Source organism: Haloarcula ordinaria (assembly GCF_029338275.1).
Classification (GTDB): Archaea; Halobacteriota; Halobacteria; order Halobacteriales; family Haloarculaceae; genus Haloarcula; species Haloarcula ordinaria.
The window spans coordinates 1,191,891-1,208,931 of the sequence record NZ_CP119789.1 but is presented as its reverse complement, the minus strand read 5'-3'; the positions used below and the strand labels follow the sequence as shown (position 1 = coordinate 1,208,931).

At 68.3% G+C, this 17,041-nt stretch carries 20 protein-coding genes; 9 read left to right on the top strand and 11 right to left on the bottom strand.

Annotated features, from left to right (window positions below; genetic code table 11):
- Window positions 1–5: 5 nt before the first annotated feature.
- The 8 genes from P1L41_RS06365 to P1L41_RS06330 form a co-directional block, all read right to left on the bottom strand.
- Entirely contained in the window at window positions 6–440 is a 435-nt protein-coding gene (locus tag P1L41_RS06365) for a PIN domain-containing protein (protein WP_276298025.1), read from the bottom strand.
- A complete protein-coding gene (locus P1L41_RS06360) occupies window positions 441–692 on the bottom strand; it encodes an AbrB/MazE/SpoVT family DNA-binding domain-containing protein (RefSeq protein WP_276298024.1) in 252 nt (83 codons plus the stop codon).
- Between the two features lie 166 nt (window positions 693–858).
- A complete protein-coding gene (locus P1L41_RS06355; protein ID WP_276298023.1) occupies window positions 859–1,914 on the bottom strand; it encodes a DUF7973 family transport facilitator in 1,056 nt (351 codons plus the stop codon).
- Window positions 1,914–2,306 carry an ArsR/SmtB family transcription factor gene (locus tag P1L41_RS06350; RefSeq protein WP_276298022.1) on the bottom strand — a complete coding sequence of 131 codons (393 nt, stop codon included), beginning with the start codon at window positions 2,304–2,306 and terminating at the stop codon, window positions 1,914–1,916. The genes P1L41_RS06355 and P1L41_RS06350 overlap by 1 nt, the downstream gene beginning before the upstream one ends.
- 128 nt (window positions 2,307–2,434) lie before the next feature.
- Window positions 2,435–2,929, bottom strand: a complete 495-nt coding sequence (locus P1L41_RS06345; protein WP_276298021.1) for a helical membrane plugin domain-containing protein — start codon at window positions 2,927–2,929, stop codon at window positions 2,435–2,437.
- A gap of 9 nt (window positions 2,930–2,938) precedes the next feature.
- Complete coding sequence (locus tag P1L41_RS06340; RefSeq protein ID WP_276298020.1) at window positions 2,939–4,078, bottom strand: NAD(P)/FAD-dependent oxidoreductase; 1,140 nt, start codon at window positions 4,076–4,078, stop codon at window positions 2,939–2,941.
- A gap of 7 nt (window positions 4,079–4,085) precedes the next feature.
- Window positions 4,086–4,334, bottom strand: a complete 249-nt coding sequence (locus tag P1L41_RS06335; RefSeq protein WP_276298019.1) for a sulfurtransferase TusA family protein — start codon at window positions 4,332–4,334, stop codon at window positions 4,086–4,088.
- 10 nt (window positions 4,335–4,344) lie between these two features.
- Window positions 4,345–4,743: a hypothetical protein gene (locus P1L41_RS06330; protein WP_276298018.1), complete on the bottom strand. Its 399-nt coding sequence runs from the start codon at window positions 4,741–4,743 to the stop codon at window positions 4,345–4,347.
- Between the two features lie 486 nt (window positions 4,744–5,229).
- On the opposite strand from P1L41_RS06330, the gene katG reads away from it, so the two are divergent.
- Window positions 5,230–7,368 carry a catalase/peroxidase HPI gene (gene katG / locus P1L41_RS06325; protein WP_276298017.1) on the top strand — a complete coding sequence of 713 codons (2,139 nt, stop codon included), beginning with the start codon at window positions 5,230–5,232 and terminating at the stop codon, window positions 7,366–7,368.
- An 84-nt stretch (window positions 7,369–7,452) separates the two neighbouring features.
- Here katG and P1L41_RS06320 read toward each other — a convergent pair whose 3' ends face one another.
- Window positions 7,453–8,589: a glycosyltransferase gene (locus P1L41_RS06320; RefSeq protein ID WP_276298016.1), complete on the bottom strand. Its 1,137-nt coding sequence runs from the start codon at window positions 8,587–8,589 to the stop codon at window positions 7,453–7,455.
- 156 nt (window positions 8,590–8,745) lie between these two features.
- On the opposite strand from P1L41_RS06320, the gene P1L41_RS06315 reads away from it, so the two are divergent.
- From P1L41_RS06315 to P1L41_RS06295, 5 genes are read left to right on the top strand one after another with little or no spacing between them, the layout of a single operon-like run.
- A complete protein-coding gene (locus P1L41_RS06315) occupies window positions 8,746–9,522 on the top strand; it encodes a CDP-alcohol phosphatidyltransferase family protein (protein WP_276298015.1) in 777 nt (258 codons plus the stop codon).
- 55 nt (window positions 9,523–9,577) lie between these two features.
- Window positions 9,578–10,330, top strand: coding sequence for a GTP cyclohydrolase IIa (locus P1L41_RS06310; protein WP_276298441.1), 753 nt, complete (start codon window positions 9,578–9,580; stop codon window positions 10,328–10,330).
- A complete protein-coding gene (locus P1L41_RS06305) occupies window positions 10,323–11,339 on the top strand; it encodes a zinc-dependent alcohol dehydrogenase (RefSeq protein ID WP_276298014.1) in 1,017 nt (338 codons plus the stop codon). The genes P1L41_RS06310 and P1L41_RS06305 overlap by 8 nt, the downstream gene beginning before the upstream one ends.
- A gap of 9 nt (window positions 11,340–11,348) precedes the next feature.
- Window positions 11,349–11,723, top strand: a complete 375-nt coding sequence (locus tag P1L41_RS06300) for a 6-pyruvoyl trahydropterin synthase family protein (RefSeq protein ID WP_276298013.1) — start codon at window positions 11,349–11,351, stop codon at window positions 11,721–11,723.
- Between the two features lie 2 nt (window positions 11,724–11,725).
- Window positions 11,726–12,571, top strand: a complete 846-nt coding sequence (locus tag P1L41_RS06295) for a class I SAM-dependent methyltransferase (protein WP_379789149.1) — start codon at window positions 11,726–11,728, stop codon at window positions 12,569–12,571.
- A 24-nt stretch (window positions 12,572–12,595) separates the two neighbouring features.
- Here the strand turns inward: P1L41_RS06295 and P1L41_RS06290 are convergent, their stop codons facing one another.
- Complete coding sequence (locus tag P1L41_RS06290; protein ID WP_276298011.1) at window positions 12,596–12,982, bottom strand: hypothetical protein; 387 nt, start codon at window positions 12,980–12,982, stop codon at window positions 12,596–12,598.
- Between the two features lie 131 nt (window positions 12,983–13,113).
- Here P1L41_RS06290 and P1L41_RS06285 point away from each other — a divergent pair, with 131 nt between their 5' ends.
- Both P1L41_RS06285 and P1L41_RS06280 read left to right on the top strand, forming a co-directional pair.
- The gene (locus P1L41_RS06285; RefSeq protein ID WP_276298010.1) at window positions 13,114–13,590 is read left to right on the top strand and encodes a metal-dependent hydrolase; all 477 of its coding nucleotides are present in this window, start codon (window positions 13,114–13,116) and stop codon (window positions 13,588–13,590) included.
- Window positions 13,591–13,688: 98 nt separating this feature from the next.
- On the top strand, window positions 13,689–15,683 hold the full coding sequence (locus P1L41_RS06280) for an aldo/keto reductase (RefSeq protein WP_276298009.1): 1,995 nt from the start codon (window positions 13,689–13,691) through the stop codon (window positions 15,681–15,683).
- A gap of 216 nt (window positions 15,684–15,899) precedes the next feature.
- Here P1L41_RS06280 and P1L41_RS06275 read toward each other — a convergent pair whose 3' ends face one another.
- Window positions 15,900–16,226 carry an OsmC family protein gene (locus P1L41_RS06275; protein WP_276298008.1) on the bottom strand — a complete coding sequence of 109 codons (327 nt, stop codon included), beginning with the start codon at window positions 16,224–16,226 and terminating at the stop codon, window positions 15,900–15,902.
- Between P1L41_RS06275 and P1L41_RS06270 the strand changes: the two genes are divergently transcribed.
- Window positions 16,200–16,955: a hypothetical protein gene (locus P1L41_RS06270; protein WP_276298007.1), complete on the top strand. Its 756-nt coding sequence runs from the start codon at window positions 16,200–16,202 to the stop codon at window positions 16,953–16,955. The genes P1L41_RS06275 and P1L41_RS06270 overlap by 27 nt on opposite strands.
- Window positions 16,956–17,041 lie beyond the last annotated feature (86 nt).

Below are 17,041 nucleotides of genomic sequence, written 5' to 3'. Positions count from 1 at the left end.
GTCGGTCATTCTGGTTGGTACGGATTGGTAGCAGTATCGAGGCGGTAGACGTCCTCAGCAGCGTCGAAGTCGTCGTCGAACGCATAGAGGTAGCCGAGTCCTTCGGTCTGCATGTAGGCGACGATGCAGGCATCGACGAACGAAAACTGCTCGTACCGCCGGAAGAGTGCTTTTCCCGTCGCGAAGGCGTCCCCCGTGAGTGAGTCGATGTGGAACCGGGTATTTTCCTCGATTCGGTCGAGGAAGTCCGTCGCGGCATCGTGACTTGCGTGCGTCGTCAACCCGTTGAGCGTCTCCGCAAGGACGTAATCGAGGACCACCGCTTCGGGGAGGTCGGCAGCATCAATGCCCCGAAGAATTGGGACCGCGTCGTCGTGTGCGCTGTCGGGACGATACGCCGCAGCAAAGAGAAGGGTCGTATCTACGAGTGCCCGTGGCATCTATTCGACGTCGACACCCCAGGCATCGTGGTCGGTCGTAACTGCGGTTTCTTCGTCACCGTCGTAGCCGTCGAAGTCACCGAACGTACCACGACGTTGCTGAATAACTGTGACTCGGAGGGTTCCATCGTCCTCGATACACCAACGAAGTTTGTCACCATCGTCGATATCGAGCTCTCGACGGATGCGAGCAGGAATATTCGCTTGATTCCCAGAGACCTTGCTCTCGGAATCGACGCGCTCACTACTCATGTTTGGGAGTAAGAGACCGCACCTCATAAATGATAGTGTGTGCGCACACTACTTTGGCTGGCGTGCTGCATACATCCTCTATACTCAGCAGGACGGTTGTATCAGTTAGTCAGTATTTCAGCAGCGCCGGCTAGCTAGGTCTCGCGGTGGCCGGCCCGAAGCCGGCTTACGGCGTCGGGACCCAGACCGCCGACTCGAAGACGCCGGCCATCGCGAGGACGGCGATGAGGAGGGAGGTGACGACGATGCTCGCCGCGGGCGGGTCGAGGTGGGTATCGGCGTGTGCGTAGAAGACACGCTGGAGCACCTCGCCGAACAGCGCACCGACGATACCGAACAGCGCACCGACGAGCAACGCCACGGTGAGCGGGACACTCTCCGTGACGAGCGAGGGCGTCAACGCGCCGAACGGCGCGTCGATAAGTGCCAGGACCGCCGTGCTGGCGGGGAGGACCATGTGGTGCGTGGCCGGAATCTCGGCGACGCCCGCGCTCAGCAGGAACAGCGCGACGACGGCGATGCCGAAGGCGAGGAACGGACTGGCGGTGACGTACGCGACGTAACCCCCCAGGACACCCATCACGAGACCGAGGACGGCGACGTCGCCCCACTCGTACTGGTAGGGGAGCCAGAGGTCGACCGACGGGGTGCCGCCGTCGGGAGCGAGGTCCTCCGGGGTCGGCTCACGGGCTCGCGTGGCGGGTGTCATGTCGAACCACTGGCGCGGGCCAGCGCCGACGAGCGGGTAGCCGAAGGCGAGCCGGTGGGCGAGCGCCGAGACGACGACGCCCAGCGCGACGGGGTCGACCGGTATCGTGAGGCTACTCGAGAGCGTCGCGACCCAGTAGCCGAGGACGCCGAAGACGCCGCCGACGACGAGCACGTCGGCTTTGCTCCCGAGGCCGCGGGTGACATCCTTGGCCGGGTAGTGCTCGCCGTCGCTGTCGACGTACCCGCGCTTCGACGCGTAGGCCAGCGCCGCCGCACCGCCGCCGAAGGCGACGTGTGGGCCCAGCACCACGCCGAAACCGATGGCGTTCGTGATATCCACCGGCAGCGCGTCGACCCCGACGGTCTTGCCGACCAGTGTGTACAGTTCGCCGACGATGACCAGCAGCCCCGCGAGCGAGAACGAGGGGAGCGCCCCGACCGACGCGCCGAAGGCACCGCCCGCGAACGCCGCGAGAATCATGCCGACGGCCCACAGTTCAGAGACGGCCATCAGGCCTCCTCCCGCGTCGCGTCGAGGGCCGCGAGCAGCGCGTCGGCCCGCTCGGTCGTGGCGTAGTAGCGCCAGGTCCCCTCCTTCCGACGCGTGACCAGCCCCGCGTCGTAGAGGTCCGAGAGCGCGTGGCTGACCGCGCTGTCGCTGACGTCGAAGAGTGGATTAATCTCACAGACACACAGCTCCCGGTCGGCCGTAGCCAGCAGGCTGACGATGGCGTACCGGGTCTCGTTCCCGAGGGTCTGCAGCGCGCTCCGGTCGGCCGCCGTGTCGGCCGGAACCGAGTCGCGATAGCCCGCCAGCGAGTCGAGTCGCTCGTCTACGTCCCCGTCGCAGCACTCGCCGCACTCCTCGGTGATGAGCCGCTCGAGCCGGTCCGTCTGTCCCATGTACGCAGTAGTTGAACAACTCTTCAGATAAGCCTGTGGAATCGCCGCAGCGCGCGGTCCGGGCACTCACACGGCGGGCGTCCAGCCGAAAGAGAAGCAGCCTCGACGACGCGGACACGCCGGGCCGCTCACTCGGTGGGCGCGTCGTCGAGTTCCTGGCGGAGCTCCGACCGTCGGGTGAGGTCGCGACCGAGGTGCTTCGAGACCGTCACGAGGAAGCCCAGGCCGGCCTGGACCTCCGGATCGCGCAGGGCGCGCAGGAGGCCGACGATGCCCACCCGCTCGGGCGGTTCCTCGAGGTCGCCGGTCGCGTCGCCGACGGCGTGGAGCAGCGACTCCACGCCCCGGACGGTCGCCGGTTCAGCGGCAGCGTCGGCCAGTGCGCCGAGGTTGCCCCCGGTCGCGGCGAGCGTCTGGACCATCTCGTCGTCCATCGCGCCCGTGCCGAGCGCGAGGACGTCGAGCAGGTCGTTGACCTCGTCGAGGCGGTCGAGCAGTTCGGCGAGTTCGGCCTCGTTACCGTCGACCGACGCGGCGAGTTCAGCCAGCTGTTCGGCGTCTGCGGACGGGTCGGCCGGAGACTCGTCCCCGGTCGCCGCGTCCTGTTGTTCCTGTTCACTCATGGTGCCACCTCACAGGAGCCCCCTGGCGGTCAGCCAGTAGGCCTCGTTGTAGGCCAGTTTCCCCCAGTGGACGTACTGGTTCGGGTCCCGGGGTTCGGGCTGGCGGTCGTAGCTGAACTCGAGGAACGCCGCCTCGTCGGTCCCGGACTCGACGAAACACATCGTCTTGCCGTCGTACTCGGCGGTCGGGACCTGTCCCCGGACCTGGCTTGCGAGTCGGTCGGCGACCGCGCCGGCCTGGTAGTGGGCGACGCTGCCGGCCTTGCTCGTGGGGACGTCGGCGGCGTCGCCGATTGCGTAGACGTCCTCGGCGTGTTCGGCCTCGAGCGTCCGGTTGTCGACGGCGACCCAGCCGCCGTCGCCCAGCCCCGCGTCCTCGACCAGCGGCGACCCGCCGTGTGGCGGGATGGCCACGAGGAGGTCGTAGTCCAGTTCGGTGCCTTCCATCGTCTCGATGACCCGCTCGTCGGGGTCGACCGACTCGGGGTTGAAGAACGTCTCGGCCTCGATACCCCGTTCGTCGAACAGCGGCTGGGCCCACTCCGCGACGGGCGCGAGCCCGTGGATGCGTTGGATGGGGTACGTGTACGTGATGTCCACGTCCTCGCGGCGGCCGCGTTCGCGCAGCCACTCATCGACCATCAGCACGAACTCCACCGGTGCAGCCGGACACATGTGGGGGACGCCGATGACCGAGAGGACGAGGTGGCCCGCCTCGAACTCGGCGAGTGCGTCACGCAGCCGCTCGGCGCCCGCGGCATCGTAGAAGTGGTGCCCGCCCTCGACTAAGCCCGGGACCTCGTCGGGTTCGAGGGTCGCGCCGGTCGCGAGCACGAGGTAGTCGTACTCGAGGGCACCGTCGCGCTGGAGGTCCAGGCGCTTGGCGTCGGTGTCGATGGCCGTCACTCGGTCGACGCGGAAGTCGACCGTGCGGTCGACGAGGTCCACGATGGGCTGACGGGCGTCCTCGGGGGTGGCCTCGCCGAACGGGATGTACAGGAACGTCGGCTTGTACACCTGGTCGGGGCCGTCGTTGACGAGCGTCACCTCGACGTCGCCACGCTTCATCTCGGGGGCGAGTTTGTCGGCGAGGCGGTTCGCGAGAACCGTCCCACCGGTGCCCCCGCCGACGATGACGATTCGGGTCATGGCGTGCTCACTCCCTCGTCTCGACGAAGATGGACCAGTACTCCCCGTCGCCGTGTTCGACGACGTCGAGCAGCTCGTGGCCGGCCTTCTCGACCCACTCGGGGACGTCGTGGCTGGACGAGCTGTCGTTGGTCTGTAGTTCGAACACCGTGCCCGAATCGGCCTGTTTGATCTTGCCGATGAGGTCCATCAGCGGACCCGGGCAGGCGGCGCCGCGCGAATCGACCGTCACGTCGGGGGAAATGGATTCACTCATTGTAGTCACCTCAGACGAACAGCACCTGTTTGTCTTCGGCCATGGTCAGGAACCCCGAGACGCCGAGCACGTCGTCGAAGAGGTTCGCGTACTGGTATAGGTCCTTGCCCAGCATGTCCATCGACAGCTCGCAGGCGTAGACACTGACGGGACCGATCTCCTTGGCCTGGCCGATGGACTCGTAGAACATCGGCATCTTCGTCGACTCGGAGTTCATCATGGCCTCCGCGATGGCACCCATCTCGAAGTCGCCGTTCTCGATGGTCTCAACGTCGAACGCTTCGAGTCCGTCCATCGTCGCGAAGATGTCGACGGGGACGTCCGAGGCCCCGGCGACGGCCGCGATGTTCGCTACTGCCTGTAACCGCTCTAGCTTGCCCGAGGCAAGCACGATTGCGTATCCGGTCATTGGTCGTTCACCACAGGTGAGGATACGACCGTCGGGGCTATAATATTGTATAGTAATTCCAAGTTTGTGAGAAAAGGTCTGACGAGTTAGACTGGACAGAAGAGTTTTAGGTGGGTTTCCATCGGATATTGTACGCGTTAGGGAGAACTAGCGAGAGTCGATTCGTGAATTTAACACAATACTGAGGTCGCTCACCGGTCGAGAGGCCGTCGGACACTTGGGACGTTTCGACCCGGCGGCGCTGTGTCAGCGTGGAGTCCGCCGGTGGCGCCCAGGACACGTGGAACAGTTGTATCGTGTCAACCTATCGATAATCCCACGCCATGGGTAGTTCGGTTCGGGATACTTAGCACCACCCCGGTCGGAGCCGACACACTGGGTCGCGGTCGAGAAAAGTTCGACAATCGAGCAAAGTACTTGTGTTCGGACGAAGATTCGGTTCCGGATTAGACAATCTTAACACTGGATAGTGCCAACCGGCCGAACATGACGAGGTCCAACCAGGAGTGGTGGCCGAACCAGCTGAACTTACAGATTCTCGACCAGAACGCTCGCCAGGTCGACCCGATGGGCGAGGAGTTCGACTACGCCGAGGCGTTCGAGTCGCTCGACCTCGAGGCCGTGAAATCGGACCTCGAGGAACTGATGACGGACTCGAAGGACTGGTGGCCGGCCGACTACGGCCACTACGGGCCGCTGTTCATCCGGATGGCGTGGCACAGCGCCGGGACGTACCGCACCAGCGACGGTCGGGGCGGCGCAGGCGGCGGGCGACAGCGGTTCGCGCCCATCAACAGCTGGCCCGACAACGCGAACCTGGACAAGGCGCGGCGACTGCTCTGGCCCGTCAAGCAGAAGTACGGGCGCAAGCTCTCGTGGGCCGACCTGCTGATTCTGGCCGGGAACGTCGCCATGGAGTCGATGGGGTTCAAGACGTTCGGCTTCGCCGGCGGCCGCGAGGACGCCCTCGAGCCCGACGAGGCCGCCGACTGGGGGCCCGAAGCGGAGATGGAGGCCTCCGAGCGGTTCGACGAGGACGGGGAGCTCCAGGAGGGACTGGGCGCGACCGTGATGGGACTCATCTACGTGAACCCGGAGGGCCCGGACGGCCAGCCCGACCCGATGGCCTCGGCGAAGAACATCCGGGAGTCGTTCGGCCGGATGGCGATGAACGACGAGGAGACCGTCGCGCTCATCGCCGGCGGCCACACGTTCGGGAAGGTCCACGGCGCGGACTCCTCCGAGAACCTCGGCCCCGAGCCCGAGGCGGCCCCCATCGAGGACCAGGGCTTCGGGTGGGAGAACGAGCACGGCAGCGGCATGGGCGCTGACACCATCACCAGCGGCATCGAGGGGCCGTGGACGGAGGCGCCCATCGAGTGGGACATGGGGTACCTCGACAACCTGCTCGACTACGAGTGGGAGCCCGAGAAGGGGCCCGGCGGTGCGTGGCAGTGGACGCCGAAGAGCGAGGACCTGGTCGAGAGCGTCCCCGACGCCCACGAGTCGTCGGAGAAGGTCACGCCGATGATGCTCACGACGGACATCGCGCTGAAGCGCGACCCCGACTACCGGGAGATCGTCGAGCGGTTCCAGGAGAACCCCATGGCGTTCGGGATAGCCTTCGCGAAGGCCTGGTATAAACTCACGCACCGCGACATGGGCCCGCCGTCCCGGTTCCTCGGGCCGGAGGTCCCCGACGAGGAGATGCTCTGGCAGGACCCGCTGCCGGACGCCGACTACGAGGTCATCGACGAGGACGCGGCCGCCGACCTGAAGGCGGAGATCCTCGAATCCGACCTCTCGGTCGCCCAGCTGGTCAAGACCGCCTGGGCGTCGGCCTCGACGTACCGCGACAGCGACAAGCGGGGCGGTGCGAACGGCGCCCGCATCCGCCTCGAACCCCAGAAGAGCTGGGAGGTCAACGAGCCCGAGCAGCTGACGACCGTGCTCGAGACCCTCGAAGGGATTCAGGCGGAGTTCAACGACTCACGGTCCGACGGGACGAGAGTCTCGCTCGCGGACCTCATCGTGCTCGGCGGGGCCGCCGCCGTCGAGCAGGCGGCCGCGGACGCCGGCTACGACGTCGACGTGTCGTTCGAGCCCGGCCGGACGGACGCCACGCAGGAGCAGACCGACGTCGAGTCGTTCGAGGCGCTCAAGCCGAGAGCCGACGGGTTCCGGAACTACCAGCCGGACGACACCGACCTGCCGGCGGAGGAGCTGCTCGTCGACAGGGCCGAACTGCTGAACCTGACGCCGGCCGAGATGACGGCGCTGGTCGGCGGTATGCGGGTGCTGGGCGCGACTTACCAGCAGTCCGACTTCGGCGTCTTCACCGACGAACCGGGGACGCTGACCAACGACTTCTTCGTGAACCTGCTCGAGATGGACACGGAGTGGGAGGCGGTCGACGACGCCGACGAACTGTTCGAGGCGCGCGACCGTGACACCGGCGACGTCGAGTGGCAGGGGTCCCGCGTCGACCTCATCTTCGGGTCGAACGCCCGACTCCGCGCCATCGCGGAAGTGTACGGCGCCGACGATGGGGAAGAGCAGTTCGTCCACGACTTCGTCGACGCGTGGGAGAAGGTGATGCGGCTCGACCGCTTCGACCTCGAATAAGGCGGTTGCGGGCCGTCTACCGCGACGGCGTACAGGACGGCGCTCTCTTTTCGGACTGACTCCGTTCGAGTGCGAGGTTGTCCCTTAGCGGACGCGCGAACCGGTCTGCGCCAGACGGTCCCGAACGAGTCGCCGAATCCGCTGATGGAACCGGTCGGCAGCGAACCGGTCCGGCGAGAGACGTGGCCTGGCGTCCCGTTCGACGGCGTCGACCAGCAGTTCGACAGCCGCCTCGACGGTCCCGTATAGCCGGTCTGCGGCGTCGTCGACGACGTCTCGCTGGCCACCCGAGTCGTGGGCGAACGGGACCATCCCGGCCGCGACGTACTCGGCGAGCGCCATCCCGAAGTGCTCCCCGTGTTTCGGGTTGAGGCCGTAGCGGTGGCCGCCGAGCAAGGCTTCGAGCCGGTCGCGCGGCAGGTCACGGTGGAGGGTGACGTAGTCGCGGGCGGCGACGGCCCGCTCGACGCGGTCGACGTAGGACTGGTACGCGTCGGCCGTGGACCCGACGAGGTGGAGGTGGAGGTCGAGGCCGCGCTCCCGGGCGCCGTCGACGACGCGAACGGCGTCGAGCGTCCGGTTGTCGGGCGCGATGCGGCCGACGGTGACGACGCCTCGCTCGCGGGCCGACCACGGCTCGCCGGGAATAGGGTCGACGGGAGGATGGAGGACCTCGGGGGTTCGCCCGTAGCGAGCCGCCACGTGTGCGGCCGTGTACTGGGAGTTGGCGACCAGCGTCGCGTCGGCCGGGAGCGTCCGGTCGGCGAGGTCGGCGACGCGAGTCCACAGCCGGTTGGGCAGCGACGCCCCGTGGGTTCCGTCCGGGCCGGGGACCGCGGCGTTGAACTGCGGGAAGTGGACGTACTGGACCGACGGGACGGACAGCTGGAACTCGTTTGCGGTGCTGACGACGAGGTCGAACGCCGCGGCGTGGCGCCGGAGCCACCGGGTCAGGAACGCGCTCCGGAGCGGGAGCTGCGGGCCGAACCAGTCGTCGGCCCGCGAGAGCGCGCCGGCGAGCTGGTGGCCGGCTGGTGGCGCCAGGACGGGCACGCTCGCGTCGGTCCCGAACATGTCGTTGAGCGTGGCGAGCGACGTCCGGGAGACGGTGACCAGCGTCACGTCGTGGTCGTCCTGGAGCGCCTCACAGACGTGGGCGCAGACGGCGTCGGCGCCGCCGCGGAGGTCGAGCGTGTTGTGCAGCACGGCCAGCCGGGCCATACCGCCGGTTCGTCGGGATAGACTAAAACCCATCTCTGTTTGGTTTCACGTTTATGAGCGAGGCGGTCGCACTGAGCGCATGGACCAGCCGGGAGGCCGTAAAGAGCGGGGAAGGCGGCCGTGTGCCGACGGGTCTGCCGGACGGGAGGGTCCCCGATGAGTTACGACTCCACAGGCGAGCTGTTCGCCGGTCGTCGACTCACGGTCGAGGGGGTCGCCGTCGCCGCGGTGGCCGTCTGCCTCCTGGCCGGTGGTTACCGGTGGGTCGCCGAGGTGGCGACCCGCGCGGCCGCCGTCCGCTGGCTCGTGCCCGCGATACTCGTCGTCGGGTTCGTCTCCGTCTACCTCTGGCGCCACCGCGGTTCGCTCCGGCGACGGAACGGCACGCAGCTCGACTCGCTCGGGGTCGCCAACGGAATCACGCTCGCGCGCGCCGCCCTCGTCGCCGGCGTCGCGGGGTTCGCGTTCGTGGACGGCGCAGGCGTCCTCGCGTGGCTCCCGGCGGTGGGCTACGGGACGGCCGTGGCCCTCGACGCGTTCGACGGGGCGGTCGCCCGGTCGGTCGGCGTCGAGACACGGCTGGGCGAGCGCCTCGACATGGCCGTCGACACCACCGGCTTCCTCGTCGCACCGGTCGTCGCCGTCGCGTGGGGCTTGCTCCCGACGTGGTACCTGTCCCTGTCGGCCGCCCGGTACTGCTATCTGGGCGGCTGTGCCCTCTGGCGTCGCCGCGGCGGCACCGTCGGCGACCTCCCGCCGAGTCGCCTTCGACGGCCGCTGGCGGCGCTCCAGATGGTGTTCATCACGTGGGCGCTCGTTCCGGTCGCGCCGACACCGCTCGTCCGGACGCTGGCACCGGTCGTGTTGCTCCCGTCGCTCGCGGTGTTCGCCCGCGACTGGCTCGCAGTGACGGTGCGAACGTCCGAAGAATGATACGTGCGCGAACCAACGAAAGTCTGTGACAGGGAGATCAGAGTCCGTCGTCCAGCTGTCCTTAGTCCAGCTCGACGACTACGGTCCATGGACCGTGACACCGGAACCGCGACCGGAACCCGCGCTGCAAGCCCTGCAATCGCGGCTGTACGCAGACCTCGCGGATTTCGTCGGGAGCCGCGACGGCTACGTCTTTCCGGGGCGCTTCGACAACATGGTCGCGGTGACGAACCGCATCGCGCCGAGCGAGCACCAGCGGTTTCAGGAGCTCGTCCGCCACCAGTATCCGGTGACGGCGAGCGTCGGCGTCGGGACCGGCGGGACGCCGGCCGCGGCGCTGGGGGCCGCGACCGAGGCGCTGCAGTCGACCGGGAGCGCACAGGACGCGGACAGGACCGAGCGGCTGGCGACGGCCTGTGAGCGCGAGCCGACGGGTCCGCTCTCGGTGGCGCACTTCGACGTCGTCGACGCGACCGGACAGTACACCGACAGCCAGCACGCCTTCGACGCCGAGCGACGCATCAGGCGGGCGGCCGTGGAACTGGCCGACCAGATGCGCGACCACGGTGCCGTCACGTCCTTCGTCGGCGGCGACAACGCCATCTCAGTCTGTCCTCGGCTCCCACAGCGCGCCTACGACGACGTGCTCGAAGGGGTCCGAGAGGCCGTCGGTGTGGAGATGCGCGTCGGCGTCGGGACCGGCGAGACGGCCCAGCTGGCGGGCCGAGAGGCGAAACACGCACTCGAGACGGGGCGTGCGACCGGGGAGTGGGTGACGGCGGCGGCCGAGGCGGGTGGCGATGACTGAGCGCGCACGAGCGCTCTACTTCCAGCGACCCCGGGAAGTGACGACCGAACCGACGCCGAAGCCGGCGCCCGGCCCCGACGAACTGCTGGTCGAGACGGCTGCCTCGGGCGTGAGCCCCGGGACGGAACTGCTCGTCTACGACGGCAAGGTGCCCACGGAGATGGCCGTCGACGAGACCATCGATACCCTCGACGGCACGTTCGACTACCCGGTCAAGTACGGCTACGCAGCTGTGGGGCGCGTCGTCGAGACCGGAGCGCGCGTCGACCCCGACTGGCGGGGCGAACGCGTGTTCGCCTTCAACCCGCACGAGAGCTACTTCTGTGCGGACCCGGCGGACGTGTACCGGGTGCCCAGCGACGTCGACACCGAGACGGCGACGCTCTTTCCGACGGCGGAGACGGCGGTGAACTTCGTCCTCGACGCGACGCCCCGCGTGGGCGAACGCGTCGTGGTCTTCGGTGCGGGTCCCGTTGGCCTGGCGACGACGGCGGTGCTCTCGTCGTTCCCGCTGGAGTCGCTGGTCGTCGTCGACCCCGTCGTGACCCGCCGAGACCTCGCGCGGGAGCTGGGCGCGACGGAGACGGTGACGCCCGAAGGTGTGGCCGAACTAGCGTGGGACGGCGACCCGGCGGGTGCCGACCTCTGTTTCGAAGTGTCGGGGAACCCGGCAGCGCTGAACGACGCCATCGAGACAGTCGGCTACGACGGGCGCGTCGTCGTCGGCTCCTGGTACGGGACCAAGCCGGCCGAACTCGACCTCGGCGGCCACTTCCACCGCGGCCGTGTCGACCTGCTCTCGAGCCAGGTAAGCACGATATCGCCCGAGCGCCGCGGCCGGTGGACGAAGGAGCGCCGGATGGACCGCGCCGTCGAGGCGGTCAAGCGCCACGACCTCGGCCGTCTCGTCACCGACCGGGTGCCGTTCGACGACGCGGCGACCGCGTACCAGCTGTTGACCAGAGACACCGACGTCCTGACGACCGTCTTCACGTACGACCGACCCTAAGCCATGCCCATGTACGAACTGTCCGTCTCGCGTGACTTCGTCGCACAGCACTACCTCACCGTCCCGGACCCGGGACCGGAGGGGGAGGTCCACAGCCACCACTACGAGGCCCACGTGCGGTTCGCCGGCCCGGACCTCAACGAGTACGGCTACCTCGTCGACATCGACGACGTCGAGGCGGTCCTCGACACGCTGGCCGACCGGTACCGCGACGAGTTGCTCAACGACCTACCCGCGTTCGACGGGAACCCGAGCGTCGAACGCTTCGCACGGATATTCGCCGACGAGGTGGCCGAGCGACTCGACGCGCCGACGCCCGACCGCCTCACCGTCCGCATGTGGGAGGACGACGTGGGGTGGGCGAGCTACGAGCGGTCGCTGTGACGATGGACCACGCTCGCGTGCGGTATCTCGAGGCCAAACGCACCGTCGACGACCGGGCGCTGAACCGTCGGGTCCGCGAGCGGCTCCTCGAGGCCCTCCCGCCCGACCCCGAAATCGTCGAGTTCGCCGCTGGAACCGGCGTGACCGTGCCGAGACTGCTGGAGTGGGGTGTCACGCACGGTCGGTACTGGGGCGTCGACCAGGACGCCGACCTGGTGGCGTACGCCGGACGGCAGCGGGCGGCGGACCTCCGCGACGCCGGATACGCGGTCACGCGCACCGGCGATGGGTTCCGCGTCGGCAGCGACGACGCGCTCTCGGTGTCGTTCACCGCCGGCGACGCGCTGGCCTGCGAACGGACGGGCGCCGACCTCGTCGTCGCACAGGCGTTCGCCGACCTCGTCTCGCTCGAAGACCTCCTCGACGCTCTGGAGCGGACGCTCGCGCCCGGCAGCGTGGCGTACCTCCCGATTACCTTCGACGGCGGGACGCTGTTCCAGCCGGACCACCCCGCCGACGACAGGGTCGAGCGGGCCTACCACGACAGCATCGCCGCGCGACCGGGACGGGATCCACGGGCCGGCCGCCACCTGCTGGACCGGTTCCGGACCGCCGACGGCCGCCTGCTCGCCGCCGGTGCCTCGGACTGGGTCGTCAGACCGGTCGACGGCGGCTACCCGGCCGACGAGCGGTACTTCTTAGAGTGTATCCTCGATTTCGTGGCCGACGCGCTCGCCGACCGGCCCGTCGACGGCGTCGGCGACTGGCTCGAAACGCGCCGCGAGCAACTGGCTGCCGGCGAACTGACCTACGTGGCCCATCAGTACGACCTGCTGTACGCCGTGTGAGGTCCCGCTGGGGACTCCGAGAGACTACTCGCGCATGAGGAGGAGGACCAGGACGACGAGCAGTCCCACCTGTGCGAGCTTGTCGACCGCGCCGAGTGCGCCCACGTCGGCGGGGAACGACTTCGGCCCGGCGGCGAAGTTCAAGACGTACCAGATGACGATCTGCCCGGCCGTAAAGGGGATGCCGAGTCGGTAGAGCAGTCCCCGACGGTAGTTCGTCGCGACGCCGACGCTGGCGAGCAGGAACACGACGCCCGCGAAGAGAAAGGAAAATCCGAGCGGTGACGGGACGAAACTGATGCCGAGCCAGAGGTGGATGACGCCGCTGAGAGCGGCCAGCACGATGCCGAGGTAGTGCAGCGGTTCCAGCCCCTCCAGGTTCATCGAACCGGATTCCGTGGCGGTGCTCATACAGAGTAGTCGACCCACGGGAAAATAAATTACTGGCCCGACGTCACTCGCAGGTATCGCAGTCTGGGACGCCGCCACGTCGGCGTGCCGGAGGCCAAACGTAGATTACCGCGAACGGCCTACTGGAGGGTATGCTGTTTCCGACCCATCTCGCAGTGGCCGCGCTCCTCGGGCGCTGGTCGCGGTTCTCGTCGGCGTGGCTGGTCGCCGGGGCCGCCCTCCCGGACCTCGTCGACAAGCCGCTCGGGATGCTCGGGGTGTTCGACCTGTTCCAGACGGTCGGTCACTCGGCGCTGACGCTGGCCGTCCTCGCGGTGCCACTCGCTCGCCACAGCCGGGCCGGCCGCGCACTCGTAGTTGGGTGGGTGTCACACCTCCTCCTCGACGCGGTACACATGGTCGTCAACGGTCGCCCCGAGCACACGGTGTTCCTGGCCTGGCCGCTCGCGGTCCCGGCGTCACCGCTCACGCTCCCGCCGGTCGAGTTCTTCTTCTACTACCTCTGGACGCCGTCGTTCTACCTCGAGGTCGGCATCTGGCTCGCCGTCGTAGCCGCGTTCGTCCCGGCACTACGGACGCGGCTGGACGGGTGGCGAGAGGCCCACTGACTGCGCTTGGCTCCTCGCGGCCGACGACTGTCACCGAGAGTTCCGGCTGCCGACACATGCGCACCCGAATTTATGTCCGGGCCGACCCTGGTACGGCCGTGAACTGTCTGTTCGTCGGCGCCGGGTCGGTCGCCCACCAGTACGCTGACGCCCTCCCGGGGAGTCCGTTGTCGCTAGCTGGCGTGTGTGACACCGACGCCGAGCGAGCCGCTGACTTCGGCGAGAAACACGACGCTGCCGCCTTCACCGACCTGGAGCGGGCGCTTTCGACGTGTGACGCCGACATCGCCGTCAACCTGACAAGTCACACGGCCCACGCGACGGTGACGCGGCAGTGTCTCGAGGCCGGACGTCACGTCTACAGCGAGAAGCCGCTCGCGCTCGACGGCGAGACGGCCGCGGACCTGCTGGCGGTCGCCGACCGCGCGGACCGGGGACTGGCCTGTGCACCGGTCACGCCCGAGGCCGACGCCCAGCGGCTGGCCGGGCGGGCACTCGCCGACGGCCGGTTGGGTCGCGTCGGACTCGTGTACGCCCACGCCCACGTCGGTCGGGTGACGGACTGGCACGACCGTCCCGACGCCTTCCTGTCGGTCGGGCCGCTGTACGACGGGGCAGTGTACCCGCTCAGCCTGCTCGTGGCGTGGTTCGGCCCCGTCGCAGAGGTGCGCGTCGCGGACGCGCTCGACGTCTGGCCGGCTCGCGAGGACCGACGGCCGTCGGCGCCCAGCCACGTCGAAGCGACGCTCGACTTCGCCGACGGCCCGGTCGCGCGCCTGACTGCCAGTTTCTACGCCCCGCACCGCGCCCGCGAGTTCTACGGACTGGAACTGCACGGCGACGACGGGTCGCTGTACCTCGAGGACGCCGGCGCGCTCTCGGCAGACCGGACGTCGGTGTCGTTCGGGCGCGTCGACCGCGAGTACACGCCGATGCCCCCACAGACGCCCGGACGCGAGACGGTGTACCTCGACGGTGTCGAGCGGTTCGCGGCGGCGCTCGCCGACGGGCACCAGCCGCGCGAGACGGCCCGCCGGGGGGCACACGTCGTCGCAGTGTGTGCGGCCATCGAACGAGCCGCCGCGGATGGTGGGTCGGTGTCGGTCCTCGACTGCGGCGCGACGGCCGACCCCGTGCCCCGGCCCATCGTCCGTCCGGACCCCGACCGGCATGTGAGACACGGCAACGCTGAGGGGGACCCCCCGGGGACTGCCGCCATCAGGCTGCCCCCTGTCGGCTTCGGGTGCTCGCGCTACCGGGGCGACGGCGAGTACGTCGACCGGGACGAGAGCATCGCGACGGCGCTCGACGCCGGCTACCGGCTCGTCGACGTGGCCGAGCTGTACGGCAACGAACACCGAATCGGCGAGCTGCTGGCCGCGCCGGGGTCGCCCGACCGCGAGACGCTGTTCCTGCTCGGGAAGGTGTGGAACACCAACCACGGGCACGTTGTCGAGGCGTGTACGGGGAGCCTCGAGGAGCTCGGCGTCGACGCCTTCGACTGCTACGCGCTCCACTGGCCCGACGCCTGGCAGTACCAGGGCCCGCTCGAACGGCTCGCCGAGCGCCCTACGGCCGAGGCGGAGGCACTGACCTTCCCGACGGACGACCGGGGCGACCGGGCGACGGCGGACCTCTCGCTCACGGAGTCGTGGGCGCACCTCGAGACGGCCTACGAGCGCGGTTTGACCCGAACTCTCGGGGTCTGTAACGTCTCGCTGGCGCAACTGCGGACAGTTCTCGACGTCGCCACGGTGCCGCCGGCACTCGTTCAGGTCGAGCGCCACCCCTACCAGCCACGGACCGACCTCGTCCAGTTCTGCCACGAGCGGGGTATCAGGGTCGTCGCCCACTCGCCGCTGTCGGCCCCGGGGTTGCTGGACGAACCGGTGCTGACGGACATCGCCGCCGAGCGGGGCCGGTCGCCGGCCGAGGTCGTCGTCGCGTGGAACGTGAGCGAGGGTGTGGTCCCGATTCCGTCGAGTACCGACGCCGACCACGTCGTCGCGAACCTCGCCGCCGCCGGGCTGCGCCTGGACGCAGCGGAACGAGAGCGAATCGCCACGCTCGAGGACCCGTCGTTCGAGCGGTGAGCAGTCGAAGGGGCGAGAGTCGAGACGCCAGGCCGTGCAGACCCAGAGTCCAGACCACGTTGCTCAGTCGGAGGGCCGCACCGTAGAACAGTGAGCAGTGACGTCGCGGTTCACGACGAGATGCGTCCGTCACCACCGTCGCGGAGCCGCGCAGTTCGGGTCTCGAACTCCCCGTCAGTAGGTTCTGCGGGTACAGTCCGGCGGGTAGTGCGACCGTCAGAACGCGCCGTCGGTGACTGAGACGTCGGCGTGTAACCCCTCACGTAACGCCGATTGAACGTGGCAGATGTCTTGTGCGTACTCGACGATGGCGTCGGCCTGCTCGCCGAGTGTCGCCTCGACGTGGAGGTCGAAGCTGATACTGGACAGGTCGTCGTTCTCGTCGAGCGTGGCCGCCACTTCGATTCTGACCTGGCCGAGGTCGTCGATGCCGTTCTCACGGGCACTGACGCGCAGTGCCGGGATGAAACAGGACGCGTAGTTGGTTACCAGCAGTTTCTCAAACCAGATATCCTGTTGTTCTGTAACGTCCGACAGGACCACAACGACACGTTGGGCAAGCGGCGACAGACCATCGCTCGCTCGTTCGCCCGGTCCGTACCGGAGGGGTGTCACGTCATCAACGCCGAACAACACGGTGTCATCCACGAGTACCTCACGGAGGAGGTCGAGGCACGAGGCGCCACGATAGAGCAGGTCGACGTCCCCGACCACCATCGTGACCTCATCGGTGCCGAGACAGTGCACGCGCTGAACCACATTCTGACACACCTCGACGAGCCGCCCCTCCCGGACGCCGAACTCCAGCGGATGCTCGATACCATCCAGCCCGAATGGGTCGACCTCCCCGGGGGTCGCGTGTTCAACGGGGCCAAGGTCAACGAGATCGAGAGCACTGAGCTGTTCCGGCGGCAGCTGGTCGGGACGGGGGACGACGCCGAACTGGTCTGTCCGTTCGTGTTCCTCCGTCACGACCGCCGTGGTCGGACTGCGTCGTTCGTCGAGTACATCAACATCCTCGCCGACCGCGGGCTCATCGACCGCCTCCACGTCGGCGGGTCGTACACCGGTGTCTTCGCGCGGCGCGTCGACGTTCCGGCGACAGCGCACGATACCGACGCGACGAGCGCAAGCGAGGTGCTCGATCGCCTGCTCGCGACGGACCAGCCGGTCATCTTCATGGCGAATACTGTGCATCCGTTCATGCGCGACCTCGCTGACGAGGTGGCGTTCCGGGAGCGCGGTGGACCAGCGCCGCTTCCGGATTACTGAAAGCGACCGGCTTAGTAGCGCTCCCGAAGGCGAGTTGACATAGTCTTTCGTCCCGGCGCCAGCGAGCAGTCCTCGTGGACTGGTCG